The organism is Stenotrophomonas sp. WZN-1 (assembly GCF_002192255.1).
Lineage (GTDB): Bacteria > Pseudomonadota > Gammaproteobacteria > Xanthomonadales > Xanthomonadaceae > Stenotrophomonas.
Genome location: NZ_CP021768.1, coordinates 464,662 through 484,861 on the forward strand (window position 1 = coordinate 464,662; position 20,200 = coordinate 484,861).

Consider the following 20,200-nt stretch of genomic DNA (forward strand, 5'->3'; position numbering starts at 1 on the left):
ATCGGATCGGGCGAACAAAAAGTAGTTCATAGCCACCGTGCGGTACTAGGGCTGCCGGGCGGACAGCATCTGGCAAAGACTGTCTGTTCGCGACGCTCCCCACGTAGCTGGCAGTCGGAAGAGCACCTTCAGGGCGATTCATCCCAAATGGACCTAGCGATGACCTCTCAGGCATTTCAGACGTTCACCCATGTCATCCAGGATGCTGTGGACCTCCTTGCGCACTTCGATGCAATCAATTCCCAACCACCGCCTGAAAATGCTGAGGTGCTAAAGCGTGCGAGCTTGGTCATGGCTCTAGCAGCACTTGAAACCTACATTGAAGATCGTATTTGCGAGGCCGCTGAGCAGGTGGCGGGTAGGGACCGAACGGGCGGTCGAATGAGGGCGTTCTATCTGGCCTCGCTCGAGAATGACTTGAAGTACTTCCACACGCCAACGCCTGATCGAGTGGGAAAGATCTTTGAAAAGTATCTGCAGGTCAATGTAATCGATGGCTGGGTTTGGAACCACTATGATCCGGCTCGAGCCAAAGTCCACTTGAACGCGATTGCAAAGAAGCGGGGTGACATAGCCCATCGATCTCTTCGTCCTATACCCGGTCAGCCTGCGGCGCACGCGGTAACTCGTGAAGACCTCCGAAAGCATATTCGTTTCATTTCTGACCTGGTTGCCGCCACCGACAGGCACATCGCCGCCAACCTGTAGGGCGCTGCGCTCTGGCAGCTGCCTGCGTCAACTCGGAGACTTCCAGGCTCATCGTGTTGACTGTGCTACCAGGCTGGCTGGTGTCAATGTAAGTGCTCTGGCGTCGGAGTGCGCGTGAGACTGATGCGTCCCATGCCGTTGCCCGATGAGGCCATTGCGAGCAGGCGAAAACTGCTGTGTGGTCTCTGCGGGCTTAGCGTAGTGAACCGCGCCTCCTGCTGAGTTGGGGAGCGCAGGTGTCCAGCGTTCCACAGGTTGGAGATCAGTTGTCGAAGCTAACCTCTTGAGCCAGATGCTGGTATAGATGCTTCTGCCGAAGAGCAGCGACCTGAATGACCGCGGGGATGGTGACTCGGTACGCCGCGCCTGCGACATCGATTGCCGTCCACAGTCCGGTGATGACCCATCCAATGGGACCGGTCAGCAGTGCCATCGTCTTGGAAAGCAGGATGTTGCCACCGAAGGAAAGTCCGCGTCCAATGAGTGCTTTCAGGATGGCGTTGACGATGATTGTGGTCAGCTGGTACGACCTGAAGCCACCCATGCGGAACACCGTCTGGAACACGCCGACCATGGTTTCGGCCGTGACGCCATTGGTGTTCTTGACCCCGGTGGACTGTGCCAACTCTCTCAGTTCCTCCGGGGTCATCTTCTCCAGTGCATCCGTAAGGATCTTCATTAGAAGATTGCTTTCAATCTTCTCTACGCTCGCAGTCTTGCTGTAGTTGACCTTCATCTTGTCGCAGACGTCCATCAGCACTTCCTTGTACTGAACGCCCTTGCCGCCTCGGAACATGGTGGCAAAAGTGTTCGCTCCGAAACACTGGACTTCTGCGGCAATCTGTTCCCAGTACTGATGATGATCAGGACTGAAATTCTTGTATCGCTCATGCATGGTCAGCTCCTCCGTGAATCGCGGCGAGCCATCCTTGTCATGCGTAAGGCAATAGACGAGGTCGTTCAGATCTTCTGACTGCAGCTGGCCCAGAAATTCAAGGTCAGCGTCACTGCGGTAAGCCATGTAATTCCCTTATGTGTTGCGATTAAAATGTGCCTGCGGGCGCCGCCGGACAGACCTGTGGCCGCTTTTGGATGGACCCTGAGTGAGCCCGCACCGGTGGGCTGATCAGACGCCCCAGAAGCCCGCGCGCACCTTAGGTGCAGGTCACGGTGCTTTGGACGCATGCGCCGGGCGGGAGAATGGGGTGCTGGTTGGGGGTGATCTGCGCGGCGAGCAGGTAGTCCCGCAGCGATCCCGTTACTGACTGCTGAGAATTACGATGCTCTCAACCTGCATGGCGGATGCGTACTCTCGCTTGCGGATTGTTTCATTACCGCGCTCTCCGTCTTGGCCTGGGCAGAGATGCCGATTGGGCCTACGTTGCGGAGCGAGTAGCCCTTGATCTTGATCTGGTACTTGACCCTGACACTGACTGCCATTGATGTACTCCTTTGCCTCATCCTTGATGTGAAGCGCTTCTGACGCTGTGCGCGCGAAGCCATGTCTCCTATCGGCAGGTTGATGCGCTTCTTTAGTGGCTTTTTGATTTCTTCGAGCGCACGCTGCTCGGCACCTACAGGTCTTGTAGCCCTAAAGCCCTAAAGCCCTAAAGCCCTAAAGCCTCGAGCCCTGGTGTGCCCGCAGTGCTGGCTAGCAATCGCGCCGAAGCATCGATCAGACGTGTTTTCGCGCACCGAGACGAGACCAGAGGAAAGTAGCGTCTGAGGTCCAATCGTCGAAAGTTCCAGGTATATCCATTTGTTTCAATGGGTTAGGTGTATTTTTTGCTGCGGAGGCAGTTGTAGCTGGTGGATGCCACCAGATGTAACTTTGAGCTGGTGGACGCCACCAGTAGACTCTGCCCATGACCTCGATTCCGCTCCCTCCGCTCGTTCAGTTTTCTGGCCACGAAACGTTTCCTCTCCGGCAACTGTGGTTGCGAAAGGCTTACGACGCTGCCGTAGAGGGAGAGGGGCGGCCGGCCAAGGAGGTCTTTGCCCCTGAAGTTGGGATACGCCGCTTTGGTGTGGGCAAGAACATGGTGGCCGCCATTCGCCATTGGGCAATGGCCTGTGACGTCATGACAGAAGCGCGGGATGGACGCATTTCCATCGGCACGACCGGTCATGCCCTCTTTGGTAGTGGTGGCCTAGATCCATTCTTAGAGCGCCCGGCCACCGCGTGGTGGGTTCATTGGCTCCTCGCCGGACGAGCACAACGCTCAACCACGTGGTGGTGGGTCTTCAATCAGGGGGCGCAACACGCATTTGATGTGGAGCGACTGACCGATTCGCTGAAGTCGACGGTCGAGCAGGCCGGTCACAAGACATCCAGAGTGACCCTCAAGCGTGACGTTGAGGTCTGCCTGCGCTGCTATGCAGCCAAGCGCGATGGGCGCGGCGGTGACGAAGCGGTTGAACCTCTTTTGTCTGAGCTTGGGCTGATCAATGAAGGGGCGGGCGGAAGCTTCTCCTTCCTGCGCAGCTCGCAGCGCTCCTTGCCCGACGGAATATTTGCGATGGCGTTGCTCGAGTTCTGGGCAGAGCGTGACCTGCGGCTCGGTACCGGTCAAGCGACACTCTCCTTTGAGGTCATTTCGCACGAGTACGGTTCCCCAGGAAGAGTGTTCAAGCTTGATGAGAGGGGGATCGAAGACCGGTTGTCAGGGCTCGAGTCGCTGACGGATGGTCAGCTCAGATGGACTGATACCGCCGGGGTGAGGCAAGTCAGTCGTCAGATTCGCGGGGCTCACGAAGAGCTTACTGCAGACCTATTCAGGAAGGCTTATGGCAAGTAATGCGCGTCCGTTGGTACAGGTCGCATCGCGCTTTCAGCGCTCGGTGCAGCTCGAATCCGATCTTGCTCGAGAGGATGCGCTCGATGGCTATGTCCTGCATGGCAGTGGCGAGCTCGCTCTTGAGACGACGGCACGCTACGTAGCGTCTTCCCAGCAGCGAGCTTTTACCTGGACCGGACCATACGGTGGTGGCAAGTCAACCCTTGCCCTGGCACTGGCGCAGTTGGCAGGTGGTACGCCGCAGGTGCGCAAGCGCGCCAAGGCTGCGCTTGGTCTCGATGCAGCCAGTGAAGTCACTCGTGCCTTCGGCGGCCGCAAGGCGTGGGCTGTAATTCCCTTGGTCGGTCGACGGCAGTCGCTTGAGGCAGCCTTGAGCCAAGCCATTGATAAGTACGCACCTCTACGTGGCGCTAAGCGCATGCGAGAGGGTGTGCGTGATGTTGTCGGTGAGCTAATCAAGCGCGCCGAAAATCCTGATGTTGGTGGCGTGCTCGTCATCCTTGACGAAATGGGTAAGCTGCTTGAGGCTGCCGCTGCAGCGGGCGAGGACATCTATCTGCTGCAGGAGCTGGCCGAAGCAGCTAGTCGCTGTGAGGGGCGTCTTGTCATCGTCGGCGTACTGCACCAGGCATTTGAGCAGTACGTCGGCAGGTCGCACCGTGGCATTCAAGCCGAATGGGCCAAGGTCCAAGGCCGCTTTGTAGACATCCCTGTTGTTGCTGGCACGGACGAAGTTATTGGTCTCATTGGTGGCGCGATCGAGTCCGAGCAGGCGCATCCCAAATCGCTCAAGGTCAGCCGATCGATTGCGGACCAGATTAGGTTGCGACGCCCTTCTTCGCCCCCTACGCTTGCCGCTGCGCTGGACGCATGCTGGCCACTTCACCCTGTCACCGCAGCTCTGCTGGGGCCGTGTTCACGTCGGCGCTTTGGTCAGAACGAGCGAAGCGTGTTTGGGTTCCTTAGTTCGTCCGAGCCATTGGGGTTCCAGGAGTTCCTGCGAGGTCAGACGGGGGAGATTTCCAGTGTCTATAGCCCGGCACGTTTCTGGGACTACCTGCGCGTCAACTTTGAGCCGGCGATCCTGGCATCGGCCGACGGACACCGTTGGGCGGTCGCGAGTGATGCAATTGAGCGTGTTGAGGCTCGCTTCCATGAACCTCATGTAGCTCTGATAAAGACGATCGCTCTGATTGACATGTTCCGCAACGGCTCTGGCGTTGCGGCGACCAATGAGGTTCTCCAGCAGAGCATTCCTGGCCACAGTTCAAAAGACATCGCAGGCGCTCTCGCGGATCTTGTGACGTCCAGCGTTGCTGTGTATCGAAAGCACCTGTCTGCCTGGGCCGTGTACGCCGGCAGTGACTTTGATATTGAAGCTGCGGTTGAGCAGGCTAAAGGCAAGCGTACTATCTCTATTGACCAACAGTTCCGCCAGGTGGGTACGCTGCCGGCTTTGAGTGCCCGTAAACACTATTTCCTGACCGGGACGCTGCGTTGGTTCGAGCGGGTGGTCGCCACGCCGAAGGCCGCCAGTGACATGCTCGATTCCTCCAGAGAGTCCACTGCAGGACGTTTCATCTTGCTTGTCCCGGATGAAGAGACAACTCCCCAGGCGCTTCGTGATGCAGCTATGGCCTTGGTCAAGCGCTGCGAGGATTCACTCAATGCCATCGGTGTGCCCAAGCTCCACTTGGGCTTGGCTGAACAGGCAACCGAGCTGGCGGCCTTGGAGCAGGTGGCCAAGGCTACGCCTCAGCTTGACGGCGATGCTGTGGCCAGGCGGGAGATTTCCGCAAGGTTGGAACATGCCCGCCACGCGCTGGACGCCGATCTGCGCGAGGCGTTCTCCACGGCTACGTGGCATATTGGGTCAGAGATTCTGACCAGTACTGTCGACGATGGCCTCTCGCCCATCGCCAGTGTCGTATGCGAAAAGGCCTTTGCCAAGGCGCCTCTGGTCTTTAGTGAGCTCGTCAATCGAGACACGTTGTCCTCCAATGCCGCGAAGGCACAACGCCTTCTGATGCACCGCATGCTCTCCCATGCCGATCAGGAAGAGCTCGGCTTTGAGGGTTACCCAGCTGAAGCTGGCCTCTATCACACCATACTGGCGCCGCTCCAGCTCCACGGACTCAACGGGACATCAACGGGCTTCCGAACGCTCGCTCAACTGGAGGAGATGGGGGGATCAAGCATCGTCGCGCTCTGGCAGGACTGGAAGGCGCAGTTGGTCCAGTCGCGGTCAACGGTTCCCCTGTCCGCGCTGTTTGAAACGGCCAGGCAGGCTCCTTATGGCGTGCGTAATGGACTGCTTCCCATATTCGCATTGGCCTTCTTCTTGGCCCATCGAAGCGAGATCACCTTGTACATCGATGGCATGTTCACGCCGGAGATGAGCGACGCGGATTCCGATGCGTGGCTCCAGGATGCAACTCGCATTGGTTGGAAGTGGCTTCACATTGATGAGAGTGCGCGCAAGATGCTGCGGCAGCTTGCTCGCCGCCTTGAGCCTATTGCTGATCGACCTGTGCAGGCCGACCCGTTGGACTCGGCTAGAGCGCTTGTGGCTTGGGCATTCTCGCTTCCTACGTGGACTCGCAAGACTACATCGGTCAGTGAGCCGGCCCGGAATGTGCGATCTGTTCTGCTGCGCGCATCTGATCCGCTCAAGACGATTTTCGTTGACCTTCCTGACGCACTTGGCCTCAAGCCGGGCAAAGAGATCGTTGATGTCATCATCAACGTCGTCAATGAGCTCGACTCCGCCTACAACCAGGTACTAAGTAAGCTCGGGGATCAAATGCTGATTTCTCTGGCGCACACTGGGCCGCTGTCTCGACTTCGGTCGCGAGCGAAAGCCATTGCAGGCAGGACAGGCGACTTCCGAATCGATGCATTTGTCTCGAGACTGGCTGAATACGATGGGCTTTCTACTCAAAATGAGAGTCTGGCCTCACTCGCCACCAACCGTGCTGCCCGCGACTTCACCGATCAGGACGTAGAGCGCGCCGGCATTCAGCTAGCCGACTGGGCGTTTCAGTTCCGGCGACTGGAGCTCCTGGCTTCAGTCCAGGGGCGTCCGTCGGGCCGTCATGCGCTCGCTGTGGCCTTCGGTAGCCAGAGAACCGTCAGTGCCACCATCGATGTGGCAGACGAGGATCGAGAGGTCATCTCTCAGGTTCGCGACGTAATTCTAGCTGCAGCGAAAAGAGACGGCGTGACGAAGGAGCTGTACCTCGCTGCTTTGGCAGAGGCGGGCGCAGCAATGCTTGAGAACGCAATGGAGGCGGAGGTCGGTAATGGCTGAACATCATGTTCTGGGTATCTCTGGGGGCAAGGACAGCGCGGCACTAGCGGTCTACATGCGGCTCAACCATCCTGAGTTGGATCTCAAGTACTTCTTCACTGACACCGGCAAGGAGCTGCCGGAGGTCTACGACTTCCTCGGAAGTCTCGAAGGGTTCCTGGGTAAAGAAATTCTCAGGCTCAACCCTCAGCGCGATTTCGACTTCTGGCTGCGCGAGTACAACAACTTTCTTCCTTCGCCTCGGAGCCGTTGGTGCACCCGTCAGCTCAAGCTGACCCCGTTCCGGAATTGGATCAAGCCTTGGCTCGATGCGGGAGACACGGTCCATAGCTATGTAGCTATTCGTTCGGATGAGAACCATCGCGAAGGATACGACTCTGGCCATCGGAACTTGACCGTACACCTCCCATTCCGAGAAGCAGGCGTCGACCACTCGGGCGTGATGGAGCTACTGGACGGTGCCGGCGTCGGACTGCCCAAGTACTACGAATGGCGGTCTCGCAGTGGTTGCACGTTCTGCTTCTTCCAGCAAAAGATCGAGTGGGTACGGCTCAAGCAGCAGCATCCTGACAGATTTGAAGAGGCCAAGATGTATGAGAAGACTGCCTTGGAACATGGTTCACCATTCACCTGGAGCGACCGTGAATCCCTAACTGAACTGGAGCAGCCCGAGCGCATCGAGGCGATCGAGCGGGACTTTGAGCGACGGAAGGAGAAGTCCGCAAGCCGTGGTCGAATCAATCCACTTCGACAAGGGGTAGAGTTGCCGGCTGGCGTGGAAATGGAAGAGCTATTTGGCGAGACCACCGCCTGTGTTATTTGCCAGAAATAGAGATGCCCGATGAAGTCTCCCGCGCCCATTTATGCCGACTTTGCCTCTTCCGCCCCACCGTTGCCCGAAGTCGTAGATGCAATGATGGAATGGCTAGGCGGCTCGCATGCCAATCCTCACGCTGACCACCTGCCTGGTCATCGCGCGGCAAGAGCTGTTGAGGATGCGCGTCAACAGATCGCTGACCTCATTGAAGCTGACCCGGATGGCGTGGTTTTCACTTCCGGCGCGACCGAATCAAACAACCTGGCCCTGAAAGGACTGGCTGGCTCATGCGGTGAAGGGCTGCTCTTCAGCCCTTTGGACCACAGCTCTATCGTCGAGGTGGCCCGCTATCTTGGCCAGAGCGGCTCCTGCCGCGTCAGACAGCAAGCATGATGCACACGGTAGTGTCTCCGCCAGCGAGGTAGAGAATGCACTAGCGGCTAGTCAGGGGAGGGCGCTGGTCGCGCTGGCGCACGGAAACAATGAAATCGGCACTATTCAGGCGCTGACTGAGATCGGCACTGCTGTTTCAGACCGGGGCCACCTTCTCCATCTGGACGCTTCCAGACGGCGGCGCATATCGGCATATCCGCACGCATGCACGGCTCTGGCTCTCACAAGCTCTACGCCGGCGGGGATCGGGGTGCTCTGGGTAGATCCCAGTCACCAGGCGGACTTGCTTCCAATGTTTCACGGGGGGGGGCAGCAGAGGGGGATTCGATCAGGCACTGTTCCCATATACCTGGCCGTCGGATTGGGGGTGGCCGCTCGGCTTGCTCGGGATCATATGGAACAGGCACGTACTCACCTGCAGGCCATGGCTTCGCAGTTCATTGCGGCCCTCGCCGGCCGCGGTCTAGCGCCTGTTGTCATTGGTCACCCCTCCGATCGCCTGCCTGGGCACCTTAGTGTCCGGTTCCCGGGTGTGGCGGCACCAGACTTGCTGGCCAGGCTATTGCCACTATTGGCAGTGTCCACTGGGGCGGCGTGTTCAGCTGGCGAGCTAAGGGCATCTAGGGTGCTGAGGGAGCTTGTTGGATGAGGAGACGGCTGGTGAGGGGCTCAGGATCAGCTTTGGGCGGACGACTACCGCTAAAGAAGTTGGGCTGCCGAATACATGTCAGATGCCGTCCGTGAAGTCTTAGATTCATTCTAGGGGCGCCTGGAGTGAAATGAGCTCGGCGGGGATGGGAAGTCTTGGCGGAACTAGCAAAGGGATGTGGAAGCCGCAATAAGAAGGCAGTGTCAGTTCGACGGCAGAAGCTGAAGGTGGCTTCGAGTAAAGGCAAGAAGCCGACAGGCCCAAAGTCATTCCGCGTGGCCGCGCGCACCATTCTGCATCTTGGCCGCGAGCTGATCACGTCCGATGAGATCGCGATCAATGAGTTGGTCAAGAACGCCTTTGATGCAGGCTCTCCCAATGCCGACGTCGACGATCGTCTGCCCGGTTCCTCCTTCCGAAGTAGCAAGCCTGATCCAGATGGTCAGGGATAGCACAGAGTCGCTTGCGAACGTTAAGAGCGGTGTCATCGTAGAGTTGAACAATGCGGCAGAGGAGCGTGACCTTAAGAAGATCGCCGCGGATCACTTTGATCTGTGTATCGAAGAGATTGGTCGCGCTCGCAGCGAAGACACTGTTGTGGACATCCTGGAGAGGTTGAATTACCTCGAGGTCTCCGACACAGGTCATGGAATGGCTCCTAGTACGATTGTCCCAGTCTTCCTCACAGTGGGAACTGACAACAAAGTACTGAATCCAAGTAGCCCGACGGCACTGAGCGCTTGGTAATAAAGGGATTGGTCGCCTGGCCATGATGAGTTGGGTGATCGAGCGAAAGTGACGACTTGGACCGTTGGCTCCTCGCGAGCTACGGCTGTCGTTTGACTGGCGCCATTGATACTGCTGATCTACAAGTCATCCCTATCGCCACGAGTACCTCCAAGGTGCCGGAAGGGATCGCTAGCGGCACTTTGGTGCGTGTCTTCCGCTTAGGAATGACTGGACCGAGAACAATGAGCAGCTCGGGGGCTTGAAATCATTCATCAGGCGCCTGCGCAGTCCCCTTTTCGGCGTCAGAAAATTCAAGATTCGTGTGTCAGTGAACGGTTCCAGGCCGATTGCGACACCTCCGCTTCATGACTCGATGCGTGCTCACGCCGACCAGGTACTGAGCTTCGGTCCGATCCCGGGGGGTCTCATCGCTGATTGACCCTCTTCTGTGGATGAAGCTGAGTGGCGAGAGGTGACCAGGCCGAAGAGCAGCCGCGCTCACTAGTGCGGTCCTACGCATCCTGACTGATACCGATGGCGCAAGGAAGAAGGCCAAGAAGCGCGCCGTTGCGGCAAATGAGCAAGCAACACCTATCGATCTTGATACCTTGAAGGCCATTGGGCCATTCAAGCTCCACATCCTTCGTTTCAACCGCCGTCAGCTGCGCGAGAAGGTCAAGCAGGATTGGGACCTGATACGACGAGAGCTCGATATGTGTCTGGGGCCATCTATCTATCGCGGTTTCCGTGTCGGCTTCTGGATCCGAGAAGGATGGCGACTGGCTGGGCCTGGATGCCAAGGCTCTTCGCGGCAGTGGCTATGTGGTCAATCGGATCCAGGTCATGGGTGCTTTAGAGATCACCCATCGTGGCAATCCTAATCTCAGGGATCTGACTAATCGAGAAGGACTGATCTCGACGCCTGAGGTAGAGGCGCTCAAAGAGCTCCTTATTCGCGTTGCAATCAACCCGCTGCGTGCGTTGGTGCAGATGGAGGATCAGAAGACCCGGCAGCAAGATCTTGAGCGCCTGGTTAGCGATGGAACCTCGACCCTCGCAGACCGACTGATACTTGCCAGCAAGACATTGCTTCGCTTCGCATTGCAGCTCCTGAGCCACTCAAGGCGGCCATCGGCTCTCTAGACTCGCATCTGCACTTCATCTCCGCGCAGGTTACGAAATTTGAAAATGCTGTAGAGAAAGCGGGGAAGGACGGGAGGAAATTCTCGAGCTCGCCGGCGTCGGCAACGTGATGCATGGCGTGATGCACGAGCTGACTCGGACCACGGCTCAAACCAGGGAGCTTATAAGGAAGATCTCTGGGCGAACCGACCAAGAGACCCAGGAGCTGCTAGACAAGCTTGAGCAGGAGATCAGCGCAATCAATGTCCGTCTGCGGCAGATGGACCCCCTGATGCCGGCGCGCGCCACGTGAAGCGAGAGATCGACGTGGAGCGCCTGGTCAGGACGATTGTATCTGGCTATCAAACGCGCTTCGCCAGGCACGATATCTCCCTGGCCATCGAAAAGCCAAGCGACTCTGGGAACTTCCTTGTGAACATGGTTCCAGGGTTCCTCAGCCTTGCTCTTGAGAACCTCATCAGCAACTCGGTCTACTGGTTGGGCGAGCGGCATGACAAGTCCGTGCCGGCGAAGATCACAATTGACATCGACCCGCGCTCAAATACCGTATCGGTTACAGACAATGGACCGGGTGTCAGAGTCTCACAGAGAGCGTGTCTTCCATCCCGGGTTCAGCCTGCGAGCCAAGGGCAAGGGGTACGGTCTTTATCTGGCTAGGGAGGTCGCCGAGTATCACCAAGGGAAGCTGTTTCTTGAAGCTTCCGTCGGCGATGGGGGCGGGCTGAACACGTTCGTACTTGAGCTACCAAGGAAGCAATGATGGACATCAAGGAACTGATCCAGGACGCCAGCATTCGACGGGTTCTGTTCGTCGACGACGACCTGCGTGATAGGCCGACTCTCAGAGAAGTCGACCTGGCCTCACATCCTTCACATCTGGTGTCGGACATCTTGCGCGATGCTGACGATGATGACACGGAGGAACTCATTTCCATTGCTAGCGAGCATGGTGCGAAGAGCGGCAATGAGAATGAGCTGTTTGACAGTCTGCACAAGCCGCAAGTGCTGGCGGCAGCGCCGGATTCCATTCGAGTCCCCTATGAGACCGCCAGGGACAAGATCAAGGATGCGGGTGCCCCGGTGCGCAAGATCATTGAGTGGGTGAAGGAGTGGACCGGCCACGATCCCGTCCTGCGCACGGTGCCTAGCGCTACCGTGCAGGCGCCAGCGGATATCTTTGATCTTCTGGTGATTGATTACTATTTGGTAGGGGACAGCGAGGCCGAGACTGCGCCTTACATCAGGAGAATGTTGGACCTTCACGAGAAGGAGGATAAGCCCCTTCTCGTAGTGTTGATGACGTCCAATGGTGGCGGTGTGGTGGCCAACATGCAGACGATTAAGACGGATATTTCCCGATCAAGCGCTCGCTTCCGAATTCTAGAAAAGCCATCGCCCGCACCAGGCAATGGAGGCTTGATCGCCAAGGAGCGGTGGGCGCAGGCCCTGACGCAGCTCGCGACTCAGCGGCGCCTGATCATTCCCATGGAGAACTTCGTCCGCGCTTGAAAGCTAGCCTGGAGCAAGCCGCAAAGGCCATGGAGCTCCGGTTGCTGGATCTAGACGGCAGCGCCTTTGCAGTGCTGGAGGCGACTGCAAAGGAGGACTCCATGGAGATTGAGGAGTATCTGTCAGATCTACTCAGCCGTCGTGTCACCGCTGAGGCTGAAGAGCGCGGTGATGTTCTCAGGAGCGTCAAGGCGCTCCAGTCCGCGATGGACAACGACCGCGACAAGATAATGCCCATCCTTAACAGGGGGTTGAGCTCCGTGATGCTCAGTTTGGCATTCGTAGCCTGATGTCTGATGTGATCTGGCATCGACCTGCTTGGTGGCAGGTTCATGATGTTCCCGCTGTACCTGACACGGAAAGGGGCGAAGCAGAGCCGGTCGTTGAAGTGGCCGGAGACGCCGAAGCGGCTGCGGGAGACAGCGCTGATCTGGCTCATAGGGCTGGCAGGAAGGACGTGGTTAAGCGACTGGAAGAAGTGATTGCGGAGGCTCGTGAGGAGCAGCTCGATGAGCACGCCAAGCGCCTCCAGCGTTCCGCTACCGCTGAGCGCCTCCAGTGGCTGAAACGGCATGTGCGATTTGGCACCGTACTGCAGGAGCGGCGCGCAAACGGCCGCTTCATTCTGAATGTCACCCAAGCATGTGATGTCCAGCACGTGTTGCTCGACCAGGTGACGGACGCCGGATATCTCTTCATCCGTGGCGACTTGGCGCCGGTAGATGTCGGAGTGAAAGGTGGTGGGAAGATGGTCGAGTCCCAGTATTTCCATCGCGATCGCAATGTTGATAGCTTTCAGGCATTTCACTGGAATCTGCGCCAAGCGTACACGCCAAGGATCTCCGACCTGCTGGGTGAGCTGGAGGATTATCAAATTGTTGGGCAGCTTCGTTACGAGAGCGCCTATCGCGTCCTGGCCAAGTTCGCTTCGCAGGCAACGCGCGTTGCCGAAATCCGTATGCCCAAGTTCTACCGGTGGCCAGTGCACATCTTCCAGCTCAATCGAGAGAAGAAGTGGGTGCTTATCAATCGAGAGGTTCCACTCTCGTCCAGCGCTTGGAGCATGACCAAGATGTGCAGAGCTGGCAAATCCAGTTCTCTATTGAAGAGGCTGCTGCTGCGGTGGAGCTTGTTCGCGATTTGATCGCGCCTCACCGTGAGGGTGAGGCTGATGACCCGATGACTGAAGAGAACAAAGGGAGCCTCATGAACGCGCTGTCCAGGGGTGTCACACTTAAAGGCGCTCAGCCAATTGGTGGAAACCTGGCCACAGTTGTCCGAGTGGTTTCAGTCACTGATCAGAGTGAATCGGATCTCGCCGAAGCACTTGAGAAAAAAGTCAGCGCAAGGTCGAAGCCGGTCGGACATGTAGCTTTCGTATTGGTGTCGGGCCACAGGTAAGACGTGCCGCGTCAGTCTCGCAGGGGAGCCAGACCCTTTCCAACGAGCGATCTTCATTGCGGCCTGTGCTGCGAGCGGGATTCAGCAAAGCTGTTCTAGGTTGCTCGCCATGTAGCAAAGCGGTGGACCCGCACGGCGTCCCAAGCCTTTCGCCTGTTTGGTGCAGATCCGTTGCGCTCTCTCGGTCTATCCGCCGGGAGGAGCGCGCAGAGCATGCGTAAGACTAGGCATGCCCTCTACCGAGCGACTCTACGGTCATCTACTGGCCTCTTTCCTTGTGCGTAGAGCAATCTTGGTGTAGTCAACGATCGAACGGATCGACATCCTTCGTATGCGGTGGCCGCAGGTGGCGGCTCGTGCCAGACACAGCGCTGCTAGCGCTGTTATGGCAAGTATCCATTCTGCGCCGCGCGAAATAATAGTTCCTTCCAGCGCTGTAGGGACCAGGAAGCTTCTGCGACACGAAAGGAGGTTCTCAGCACGTGGGTTCCATGAAGAGCCCACCTCGGCATCTTGCTTTGTCCTGAGACAAATGCGTCCGGCTTGGATACACGGTCAACGAATGGCATTCTTTGGTTGCGTGCTTGGTGCTAGCGCCCATAGGTGTTGTCTAAGCCGTTGCGCAGCTGCCAAGGCCTAACCGCCTTTGAGCTGGCTCTAACTCTTTTCATAAGGATATGGTTTAGATGAGCGAAACAAGTCGATTCTTCCGCAAACATCCGCTCGGCAAGTTCACGGATCTGCACGCGACTGCCAAGAGCATCGTCAAGGACCTTCCCATCCTAAGAATGCCACGCAATGCGAATCCCCACGATGACGAAGATGCAACGGCCGAGGAGATTGGGGAGGATGAACGCATAAAGATACCTCCACACGAGATCATCGAGCTCGCTCACTTGTCAAAGGACACTGATATCCCTCGCTTCTATTGCAGCGGGATTTGCAACTGGGCCGACGCCATTGCTGCTGAGCTGCCTCTAGCACGAAATATTACCGCGGAGATCGCCCATGATCCGTTTTGGGCGCTCTACCTGATCCGGGTACATGCGCCTAATTGGCCGAAGCCTGATGAACGAGTGACGCCGATAGTGGCTCGTCCTTCCAATGCAGGCGCTGTGTGGGAGTGCAGCCTTGCGTTTAAGGTCGCAGAGGGATAGTTTGGCAAGTTGCGGATATCCCTAGATACGAAGTCGCAGATGCTGGTCTAACCGCAATGCCGCGGCGGCCTCTAGATCGCTGACCTTGCCAGCGCGATATTTGTCAGCTGTCCTTCCTAGTGACCGGCCGCCAGCGGCTGGGGGTTGGGCGCTCCTGACGTTAAGTGCCTGGTTTTCGACATATCTACACGACTCTGGCGCGATTAGTCGCGCCAGAGTCATCCGATTCATGGCTGCATTGACCGCCGATCGGCGGCGGCGTAGGCACATTCACACTGCCGAGTACTGGCGGGAGTGGTGGCACGGTGACGGTCGGTCAGCCCTCCTTGCCGCCGTGCAGGCCTGCCGCCATAAGGCCTAAAGAGCCCGAAGGCTCCTGCATCTAATTTCGATTGCAGCATGGATGCACTCATCCCATGCTGCTGCCGTAGAGGAGCACTAAATCCCCTCCGTCTGTTGCCGTCGCCCTGATGACCGGGTGGATCGACTAGACCATTCCACCGCCATTGCTGACGCCATCTCCTGGGACGGCCTGTAGTCCATTGGAAACCAGCGATAGGCTGTTTGACGCGGCGGGGAAGGGCTATCGTAGTGACCATGAATCCCCATAACTCTTCCAGTTCGATGCCGATGTCGTATAAGGCGCAGCTCGCCCTCATTGAGGCCTTGGAGGCATGCTTCGTTGCTTTAGATTGGTCCAAGCTAGGTTTGGAGATGGAGTTGCCATACCTGACTCACTCTGAAACTCGCTTGCAAAAGGCACTGCGGTTCAACGATAGCGACTACGGAACCGAGGTCGCCCAGCTTGTGACCTTCATGGCTATGCATAAGCCTGATCTGTTGCACTCTCTCCCCAGGCGACCAGCGCTGAAGGCATGGCTGGAGCAGAATGCTCCTGCTGTTGCACAGGAACTCGGCTTGAGCGTTGTTCACGTGCCGGCACCCTTTCGACGTCTAACTGCTAGCGAAGTTGTTGAGCGAGCGTTGAGGGATGCTGATCAACTGCTGCAGACAAATGGTGCAGTCAGCGCACTAGATCGAGTGCATACGGCGTTACACGGTTACCTGCTCGATGTCTGCGCTGCATCTGGCCTAACGGCAATCCCTACCGCACCGATTGGATCGCTGTTCAAGACAATCAGGAATGAACATCCGAGTCTTGTGGCAATGAATAAGCATGACCCACAGGTAGACGTCGTACTCGCTTCGTTGGCCGGGGCGGTCACCGCGCTTAACACTCTGCGCAACAACGCATCGGTCGCTCACCCCAATCAGGTACTGCTTAGGGAGGGAGAGGCTATGTTGATGGTGAATCTCGTACGCACCCTGTTTAACTATCTCGAAACCCGACTCGATCACTAGTGGGTCGCTCATTTGGACCCGCTATTTGCCAGAGAACCTTTCAGGCTAGGCTGAAGAGCCAACGGGGGGCGGTCAGCTTCGCGCTGCGGTGATGATCCCCAAGGTCAAGCGCGCTTGGGGCGGCTCCTGCCTCGCCGAGTGCGTCGTGCGGTAAGGCCAGGGGATGGTCGGCGTTTCGTTTCTTGACTGTTTTCTAGCCCCTGTTAAGTGACTTTTTCACTGTGCAGCCGCCCCTTGGCAGTGCCCGTGCCAACGCCTCCGTCTATAGAGCTCATATAGGGGTTCGCAACGACTTGAGCCGACAAAGATGGTTCGTCCTAGCCACGACACGCCATGCGGGAATCGCAAATATTGTTGGACGTTGCTCGGCGTCGTCGTGTGGGCGTCGTAGCAACCTCGCGTCTTGCGTTCCGGATGTGGCCCGTATGTGTTTGTTCTATAAGAAGCAATGAAGGCGCTCAAAATCCGCCATCAGTCACATTACTTTGATCGGGTCGCACCAACTCTGAAAATTGTCAGCCCACCAGCGCCTCCGCACTCGCACTGTGGTGCGGTGCTCGGAAGGGGGCGCTGCCGACGGCGGCGCGGGTCCAGCCCCTCACCGCTCACCGAGGCAATCGCGGCCAATTGCAAAGCCTCTGCCTCCTCGGTGTCGGGTAACAGACTGGGCAGGCGCGATGCCAACAGCGTCCTGCCGCATCCAGGGCTGCCGATCAGCAGAAGATGGTGACCACCGCGGCGGCGGCCTCCAACGCGCGCCGTGCATGCGCCTGTGAGCGCGTACTGGTGATGCTGCGCCGGGAGGGCTGGCGGGATAACCACAAGCGTGTGCATCGCACCTACAAGGAAGAGGGCCTGTCTTTACGGCATTGCCGGCTGCGCCGCAGCCGCAGCAACCGTCGCCGGCAAGCGATCAAGGTGGCCACAGCGCCCAACACCCTGTGGGGCATGGACTTTGTCAGTGACGCGCTGTTCGATGGACGTCGCTTACGGTTGCTACCGGTGCTGGATCACTTCACGCACGAGTTCCTGAAGATCGTTGTGGATCATTCGTTGCGTGCAGACGATGTGGCCGAGGTGGTGGCGCGGCTGGTCGCTGGACGGGGCAGGCCGGACGCGATCAAGGTGGACAACGGCAGTGAATTTGCCGGCAAGGTGATGGACCGCTGGACTTATGAGAACGGCGTGGAGCTGGATTTCGCCCGGCGTCGTACGCCGACGGACAATGCGATGGTGGGGAGCTCCAACGGCAAACTGCGGCAGGAGTGCCTGAACGACCATTGGTTCTTGTCGCTGGCCGATGCAAGGAGCAAAATCGAAGCGTGGGGCGCTTCTATATCGAGGAGCGCCCCCACAGTGCATTGGCAAGGAAAACCCCTTCGGAACTCGCCCGAGAACACAGGCCTCAAGCAAATTCTCTGGCGCCAAAAGTGGGCGAAATCTCTACCGGCTGATAGCCCTGCTATTGGGGGTGGCCCTATCAAAAACAACATCTCGGTGGAATTCCAAGAAGCCAAGTTGCTTCGGCGAGAAAATTCCATGTCGAAGCGATGCATCCAACTTGAGACCTAGCCGATCTTGGACGTCAAACGGTAGGCTTCTCGAAACTAGCAAGCGACCGCTCGACGAAAAACTAATCCAGCCGCGGTCAAAAAGAAGATCCGCATGCGGAGCCAGCAGAAGTCCGTTCTCGCCATCAACTCGCTCGCTATGAGTGCTATCCGCCCACGGTTTGATGTGGCTCGCGCGAAGGAACCTCAGGTCCTCAATGCCGGTCAACCGGCAACCCTTTTCAACGCCAATCAGGCGCTCGCGGAACAGGCGTTGCTTCGTCCGCACTTCGGTTTCGCGTCTTGCGCTCGTCGCACCAACGTCATCGAACGCAGCATCGATTTCTGCTTGATCCGACTCACCCGCCGTTAGGCCCAGCGAGGCTTCCAGTGATTTCAAGCGGAACACGATCGCAGATCTTGGCTGCCCTTCTCGATCTGGCGTGCCAGGTTGAACGTAAAAGGAATGGCACACGAATCTACCAAGGTACCGGTAGGGGCGCCCCTTGCCCATCATCTGAAACACTACGAGCATCTTGCCATCTTTGACGTGCTCGCCGATCGCTCGGTTGCCCGCCACATACTTCATGTCTCCGACTTGACCCTCGCCGAAGTAATGAAAGACTTCGTCGTCGTCCCAAAAGTCGTGGTAGCCGTGAGACACGCCGGCCTCGCCAGTGAACGCGATGACTAGCGGATGCTCCTTGGGTGTCGAAATGCCGCCTTGCTGTTGCCCGCCAAGTACACTGTGGATCTGCTTTTGACGGTTGTAAAGCGCGCCCACCTCGAATGGGAGTTCCATCCTAGATCCCTGTCCCAGTAGCTAAGTGCCCAGGATTCTAGCCAGAACCAGGTTCTTTGTGTCATTGGTTGACGGGTTTGGCACTAGGACGGGGTGCAGATGGGGTCTATTGGGACGCAGGTCTAGGGCAGCCGTTCTCAGGTGGGCTCAAGTACCTCCTACGTTCCTCGGGTGAGCCCCATCCATCTTTCCAGCGCTGTAGCTGTATTGCATCGCTTGCAACCGTGGATATGGTGACTATCAGAAGACTTGGCCCAGAGTTGTCCACGAACAGAATGGCATCGCCACGTACGCTCATATCAAAGAAGCGTCTACCGAAATCATGCTTTCCGATGGTGATGCCTTGGCAAGACAACGCTTCGGCAAAGCTCTCGGCGTCGGACCGAAACAGGGCAAATTCCGAGTCGGTGAGTCTTGGGTAGACCTCAAAATTCATCGTGTTGGCCGGCGCATGGGCCCTGCCGATGATCAATCCCAGTAGTGCAGCCGCCGTCAGGGCAAGTAAAGTCCGGCTCGGCATAGTGAGGCCAGTGTTGGAGGCTAAAGGGCTCAGACAGCGGCGAATGCTTAGGGCCGTGCATACGATCCGGCGCATTGCATTCGATGTGCGTAGCGAAGCACGCTCTATTCCCGAACCTGCAACCGCTCAATAGCCTGCGCAGTCAACGCAACACACGCCATCTTCAGCCCCTCCATCACCCGATCCCCCAGGTACTCCTCGGGCGCACCGTTCTGCCGAGTGCGCTCCGCAGCCAACATCAACTCCGCCACCACACGTAGCCCCGCCAGCGCGCAATCCGCATCCGCCAGCTGAAGGCACCGCCCAGGCAGTTGATGCCGCTCCGGCCAAGGCTGGCCATCCGCAGCTGCACCAGATCCGATGCGGCGCAGCGTGGCTACGAAGGCGTTGGGATCGACGGACGGTTCGCGCTCGGGTTCGGCGTTGTCCGGATCGTACTGCGCGTGCAGGGAACGGAAGTCCGATGTGTTCATGGCAATGCTCCGTACAGGACAGATAGCAACGCCACCGATAAAGGCGGCGGACGGTGCGTGGTTCGAAAGCCGGACAGTAACCAAGCCGGTGGGTCCGAAGACCCCCACGCACCGCCCGCCATGGAACGCGAACGGATTGCCAGCCGGCGCCACACAAAGGTGACGCCGGCTGACAAGCGCAAAACACAAGGTTACTGAGCGGGCTTTCGAACCCCGCGCCACCCTTTTCCGGTGGCCCGCCAAGGTGTACTCGCATGGTTGCGAGATGCCAAGAAACCGTAGGCCGCAAGGGCCGCAAATGCTGACGCTTACGGCATTGTTGCATGGGGCGCGCATGGCAGAACCGTTGCGGTGCAGTGGTTTCGGCCGGTGTTAAGTTACAGCCCGAATGCGCATTGAAAAGCACGGTTTGCAGATGATCGGGGTCTCAAAAGCGACAGTCCGCCCGCATGGCTGAGATCCGAAGTTGGCCGATTGCGACACGGCTTAACTTTGCAGCGCCACCCCCGGCCGCGGCCACAGCGCATCGTCGCGCTCCAGGTCGTAGTCGCTGCCGAAGGCGAGCGCCGCCTCGCGCGGCGTGAGGTCTGCATAGCAGCCGAGTAGGTACTCATCCATGCCGGCGTCGCTGTGGTCGATGGCGAACAGGTGGAGGAGCTCCTTGTCGAAGGCTTCCAGCCATGTGAGGTCGATACTGGTCATGGTCATCCTCCAGTGGGAGAACGATGGCGTGGGCAGTCTCAACGGCGGTAACGATGCGCCCCCGCCCAGGGGACACACCGGTGTCGCTTTCGGCTGTGGATCAGCTTGTATGGCAAGCCGCGGAGCAGGTGGCACAGCCATTCGACTGCCGGTACCACCTCTGGGCTTCAGCCACGG

General features: G+C 58.0%; 16 protein-coding genes and 2 pseudogenes. 13 read left to right on the plus strand and 5 right to left on the minus strand.

Annotated features, from left to right (window positions below; all coding sequences use genetic code 11):
- The first annotated feature begins 159 nt into the window (after positions 1 to 159).
- A complete protein-coding gene (locus CCR98_RS02105) occupies positions 160 to 708 on the plus strand; it encodes a HEPN domain-containing protein (RefSeq protein ID WP_087924125.1) in 549 nt (182 codons plus the stop codon).
- A gap of 262 nt (positions 709 to 970) precedes the next feature.
- Here CCR98_RS02105 and CCR98_RS02110 read toward each other — a convergent pair whose 3' ends face one another.
- Positions 971 to 1,729: a DUF3944 domain-containing protein gene (locus CCR98_RS02110; protein WP_087921327.1), complete on the minus strand. Its 759-nt coding sequence runs from the start codon at positions 1,727 to 1,729 to the stop codon at positions 971 to 973.
- 844 nt (positions 1,730 to 2,573) lie between these two features.
- On the opposite strand from CCR98_RS02110, the gene CCR98_RS02115 reads away from it, so the two are divergent.
- The 11 genes from CCR98_RS02115 (at position 2,574) to CCR98_RS02180 (ending at position 15,976) form a co-directional block, all read left to right on the plus strand.
- Entirely contained in the window at positions 2,574 to 3,506 is a 933-nt protein-coding gene (locus CCR98_RS02115) for a DUF4007 family protein (protein WP_087921328.1), read from the plus strand.
- Positions 3,496 to 6,816: an ATP-binding protein gene (locus CCR98_RS02125; RefSeq protein ID WP_157721489.1), complete on the plus strand. Its 3,321-nt coding sequence runs from the start codon at positions 3,496 to 3,498 to the stop codon at positions 6,814 to 6,816. Before CCR98_RS02115 ends, CCR98_RS02125 begins: the two co-directional genes overlap by 11 nt.
- A complete protein-coding gene (locus tag CCR98_RS02130; protein ID WP_087921331.1) occupies positions 6,809 to 7,648 on the plus strand; it encodes a phosphoadenosine phosphosulfate reductase family protein in 840 nt (279 codons plus the stop codon). The genes CCR98_RS02125 and CCR98_RS02130 overlap by 8 nt, the downstream gene beginning before the upstream one ends.
- 9 nt (positions 7,649 to 7,657) lie before the next feature.
- Positions 7,658 to 8,026, plus strand: coding sequence for an aminotransferase class V-fold PLP-dependent enzyme (locus CCR98_RS02135; RefSeq protein ID WP_087921332.1), 369 nt, complete (start codon positions 7,658 to 7,660; stop codon positions 8,024 to 8,026).
- A 924-nt stretch (positions 8,027 to 8,950) separates the two neighbouring features.
- On the plus strand, positions 8,951 to 9,127 hold the full coding sequence (locus CCR98_RS02145; RefSeq protein WP_198361050.1) for a hypothetical protein: 177 nt from the start codon (positions 8,951 to 8,953) through the stop codon (positions 9,125 to 9,127).
- 1,024 nt (positions 9,128 to 10,151) lie between these two features.
- A complete protein-coding gene (locus CCR98_RS21010) occupies positions 10,152 to 10,547 on the plus strand; it encodes a hypothetical protein (RefSeq protein ID WP_157721492.1) in 396 nt (131 codons plus the stop codon).
- Between the two features lie 759 nt (positions 10,548 to 11,306).
- Positions 11,307 to 12,056 carry a hypothetical protein gene (locus CCR98_RS02165; RefSeq protein ID WP_157721493.1) on the plus strand — a complete coding sequence of 250 codons (750 nt, stop codon included), beginning with the start codon at positions 11,307 to 11,309 and terminating at the stop codon, positions 12,054 to 12,056.
- Positions 12,053 to 12,346 (plus strand): hypothetical protein, encoded by a 294-nt coding sequence (locus CCR98_RS02170; protein WP_157721494.1) that lies wholly within the window; start codon positions 12,053 to 12,055, stop codon positions 12,344 to 12,346. Before CCR98_RS02165 ends, CCR98_RS02170 begins: the two co-directional genes overlap by 4 nt.
- Positions 12,346 to 13,200 carry a hypothetical protein gene (locus CCR98_RS02175; protein ID WP_157721495.1) on the plus strand — a complete coding sequence of 285 codons (855 nt, stop codon included), beginning with the start codon at positions 12,346 to 12,348 and terminating at the stop codon, positions 13,198 to 13,200. Before CCR98_RS02170 ends, CCR98_RS02175 begins: the two co-directional genes overlap by 1 nt.
- 943 nt (positions 13,201 to 14,143) lie before the next feature.
- Complete coding sequence (locus CCR98_RS21015; protein WP_157721496.1) at positions 14,144 to 14,614, plus strand: hypothetical protein; 471 nt, start codon at positions 14,144 to 14,146, stop codon at positions 14,612 to 14,614.
- A gap of 597 nt (positions 14,615 to 15,211) precedes the next feature.
- Positions 15,212 to 15,976, plus strand: coding sequence for an abortive infection family protein (locus CCR98_RS02180; protein ID WP_087921341.1), 765 nt, complete (start codon positions 15,212 to 15,214; stop codon positions 15,974 to 15,976).
- A gap of 521 nt (positions 15,977 to 16,497) precedes the next feature.
- On the opposite strand, the pseudogene CCR98_RS02185 reads toward CCR98_RS02180, so the two are convergent.
- Positions 16,498 to 16,749 (minus strand): annotated as a pseudogene (locus CCR98_RS02185) (ATP-binding protein); the annotation flags it as partial.
- Between the two features lie 4 nt (positions 16,750 to 16,753).
- Between CCR98_RS02185 and CCR98_RS21260 the strand changes: the two are divergent.
- Positions 16,754 to 17,430 (plus strand): annotated as a pseudogene (locus CCR98_RS21260) (IS3 family transposase); the annotation flags it as partial.
- Here CCR98_RS21260 and CCR98_RS02195 read toward each other — a convergent pair.
- From CCR98_RS02195 to CCR98_RS02205, 3 genes are all read right to left on the minus strand, one after another.
- The gene (locus tag CCR98_RS02195; RefSeq protein WP_087921342.1) at positions 17,420 to 18,328 is read right to left on the minus strand and encodes an HNH endonuclease signature motif containing protein; all 909 of its coding nucleotides are present in this window, start codon (positions 18,326 to 18,328) and stop codon (positions 17,420 to 17,422) included. The pseudogene CCR98_RS21260 and the gene CCR98_RS02195 overlap by 11 nt on opposite strands.
- Positions 18,329 to 18,952: 624 nt before the next feature.
- Complete coding sequence (locus tag CCR98_RS02200) at positions 18,953 to 19,321, minus strand: hypothetical protein (protein ID WP_053494870.1); 369 nt, start codon at positions 19,319 to 19,321, stop codon at positions 18,953 to 18,955.
- Between the two features lie 486 nt (positions 19,322 to 19,807).
- Positions 19,808 to 20,023, minus strand: coding sequence for a hypothetical protein (locus tag CCR98_RS02205; RefSeq protein WP_198361052.1), 216 nt, complete (start codon positions 20,021 to 20,023; stop codon positions 19,808 to 19,810).
- Positions 20,024 to 20,200 lie beyond the last annotated feature (177 nt).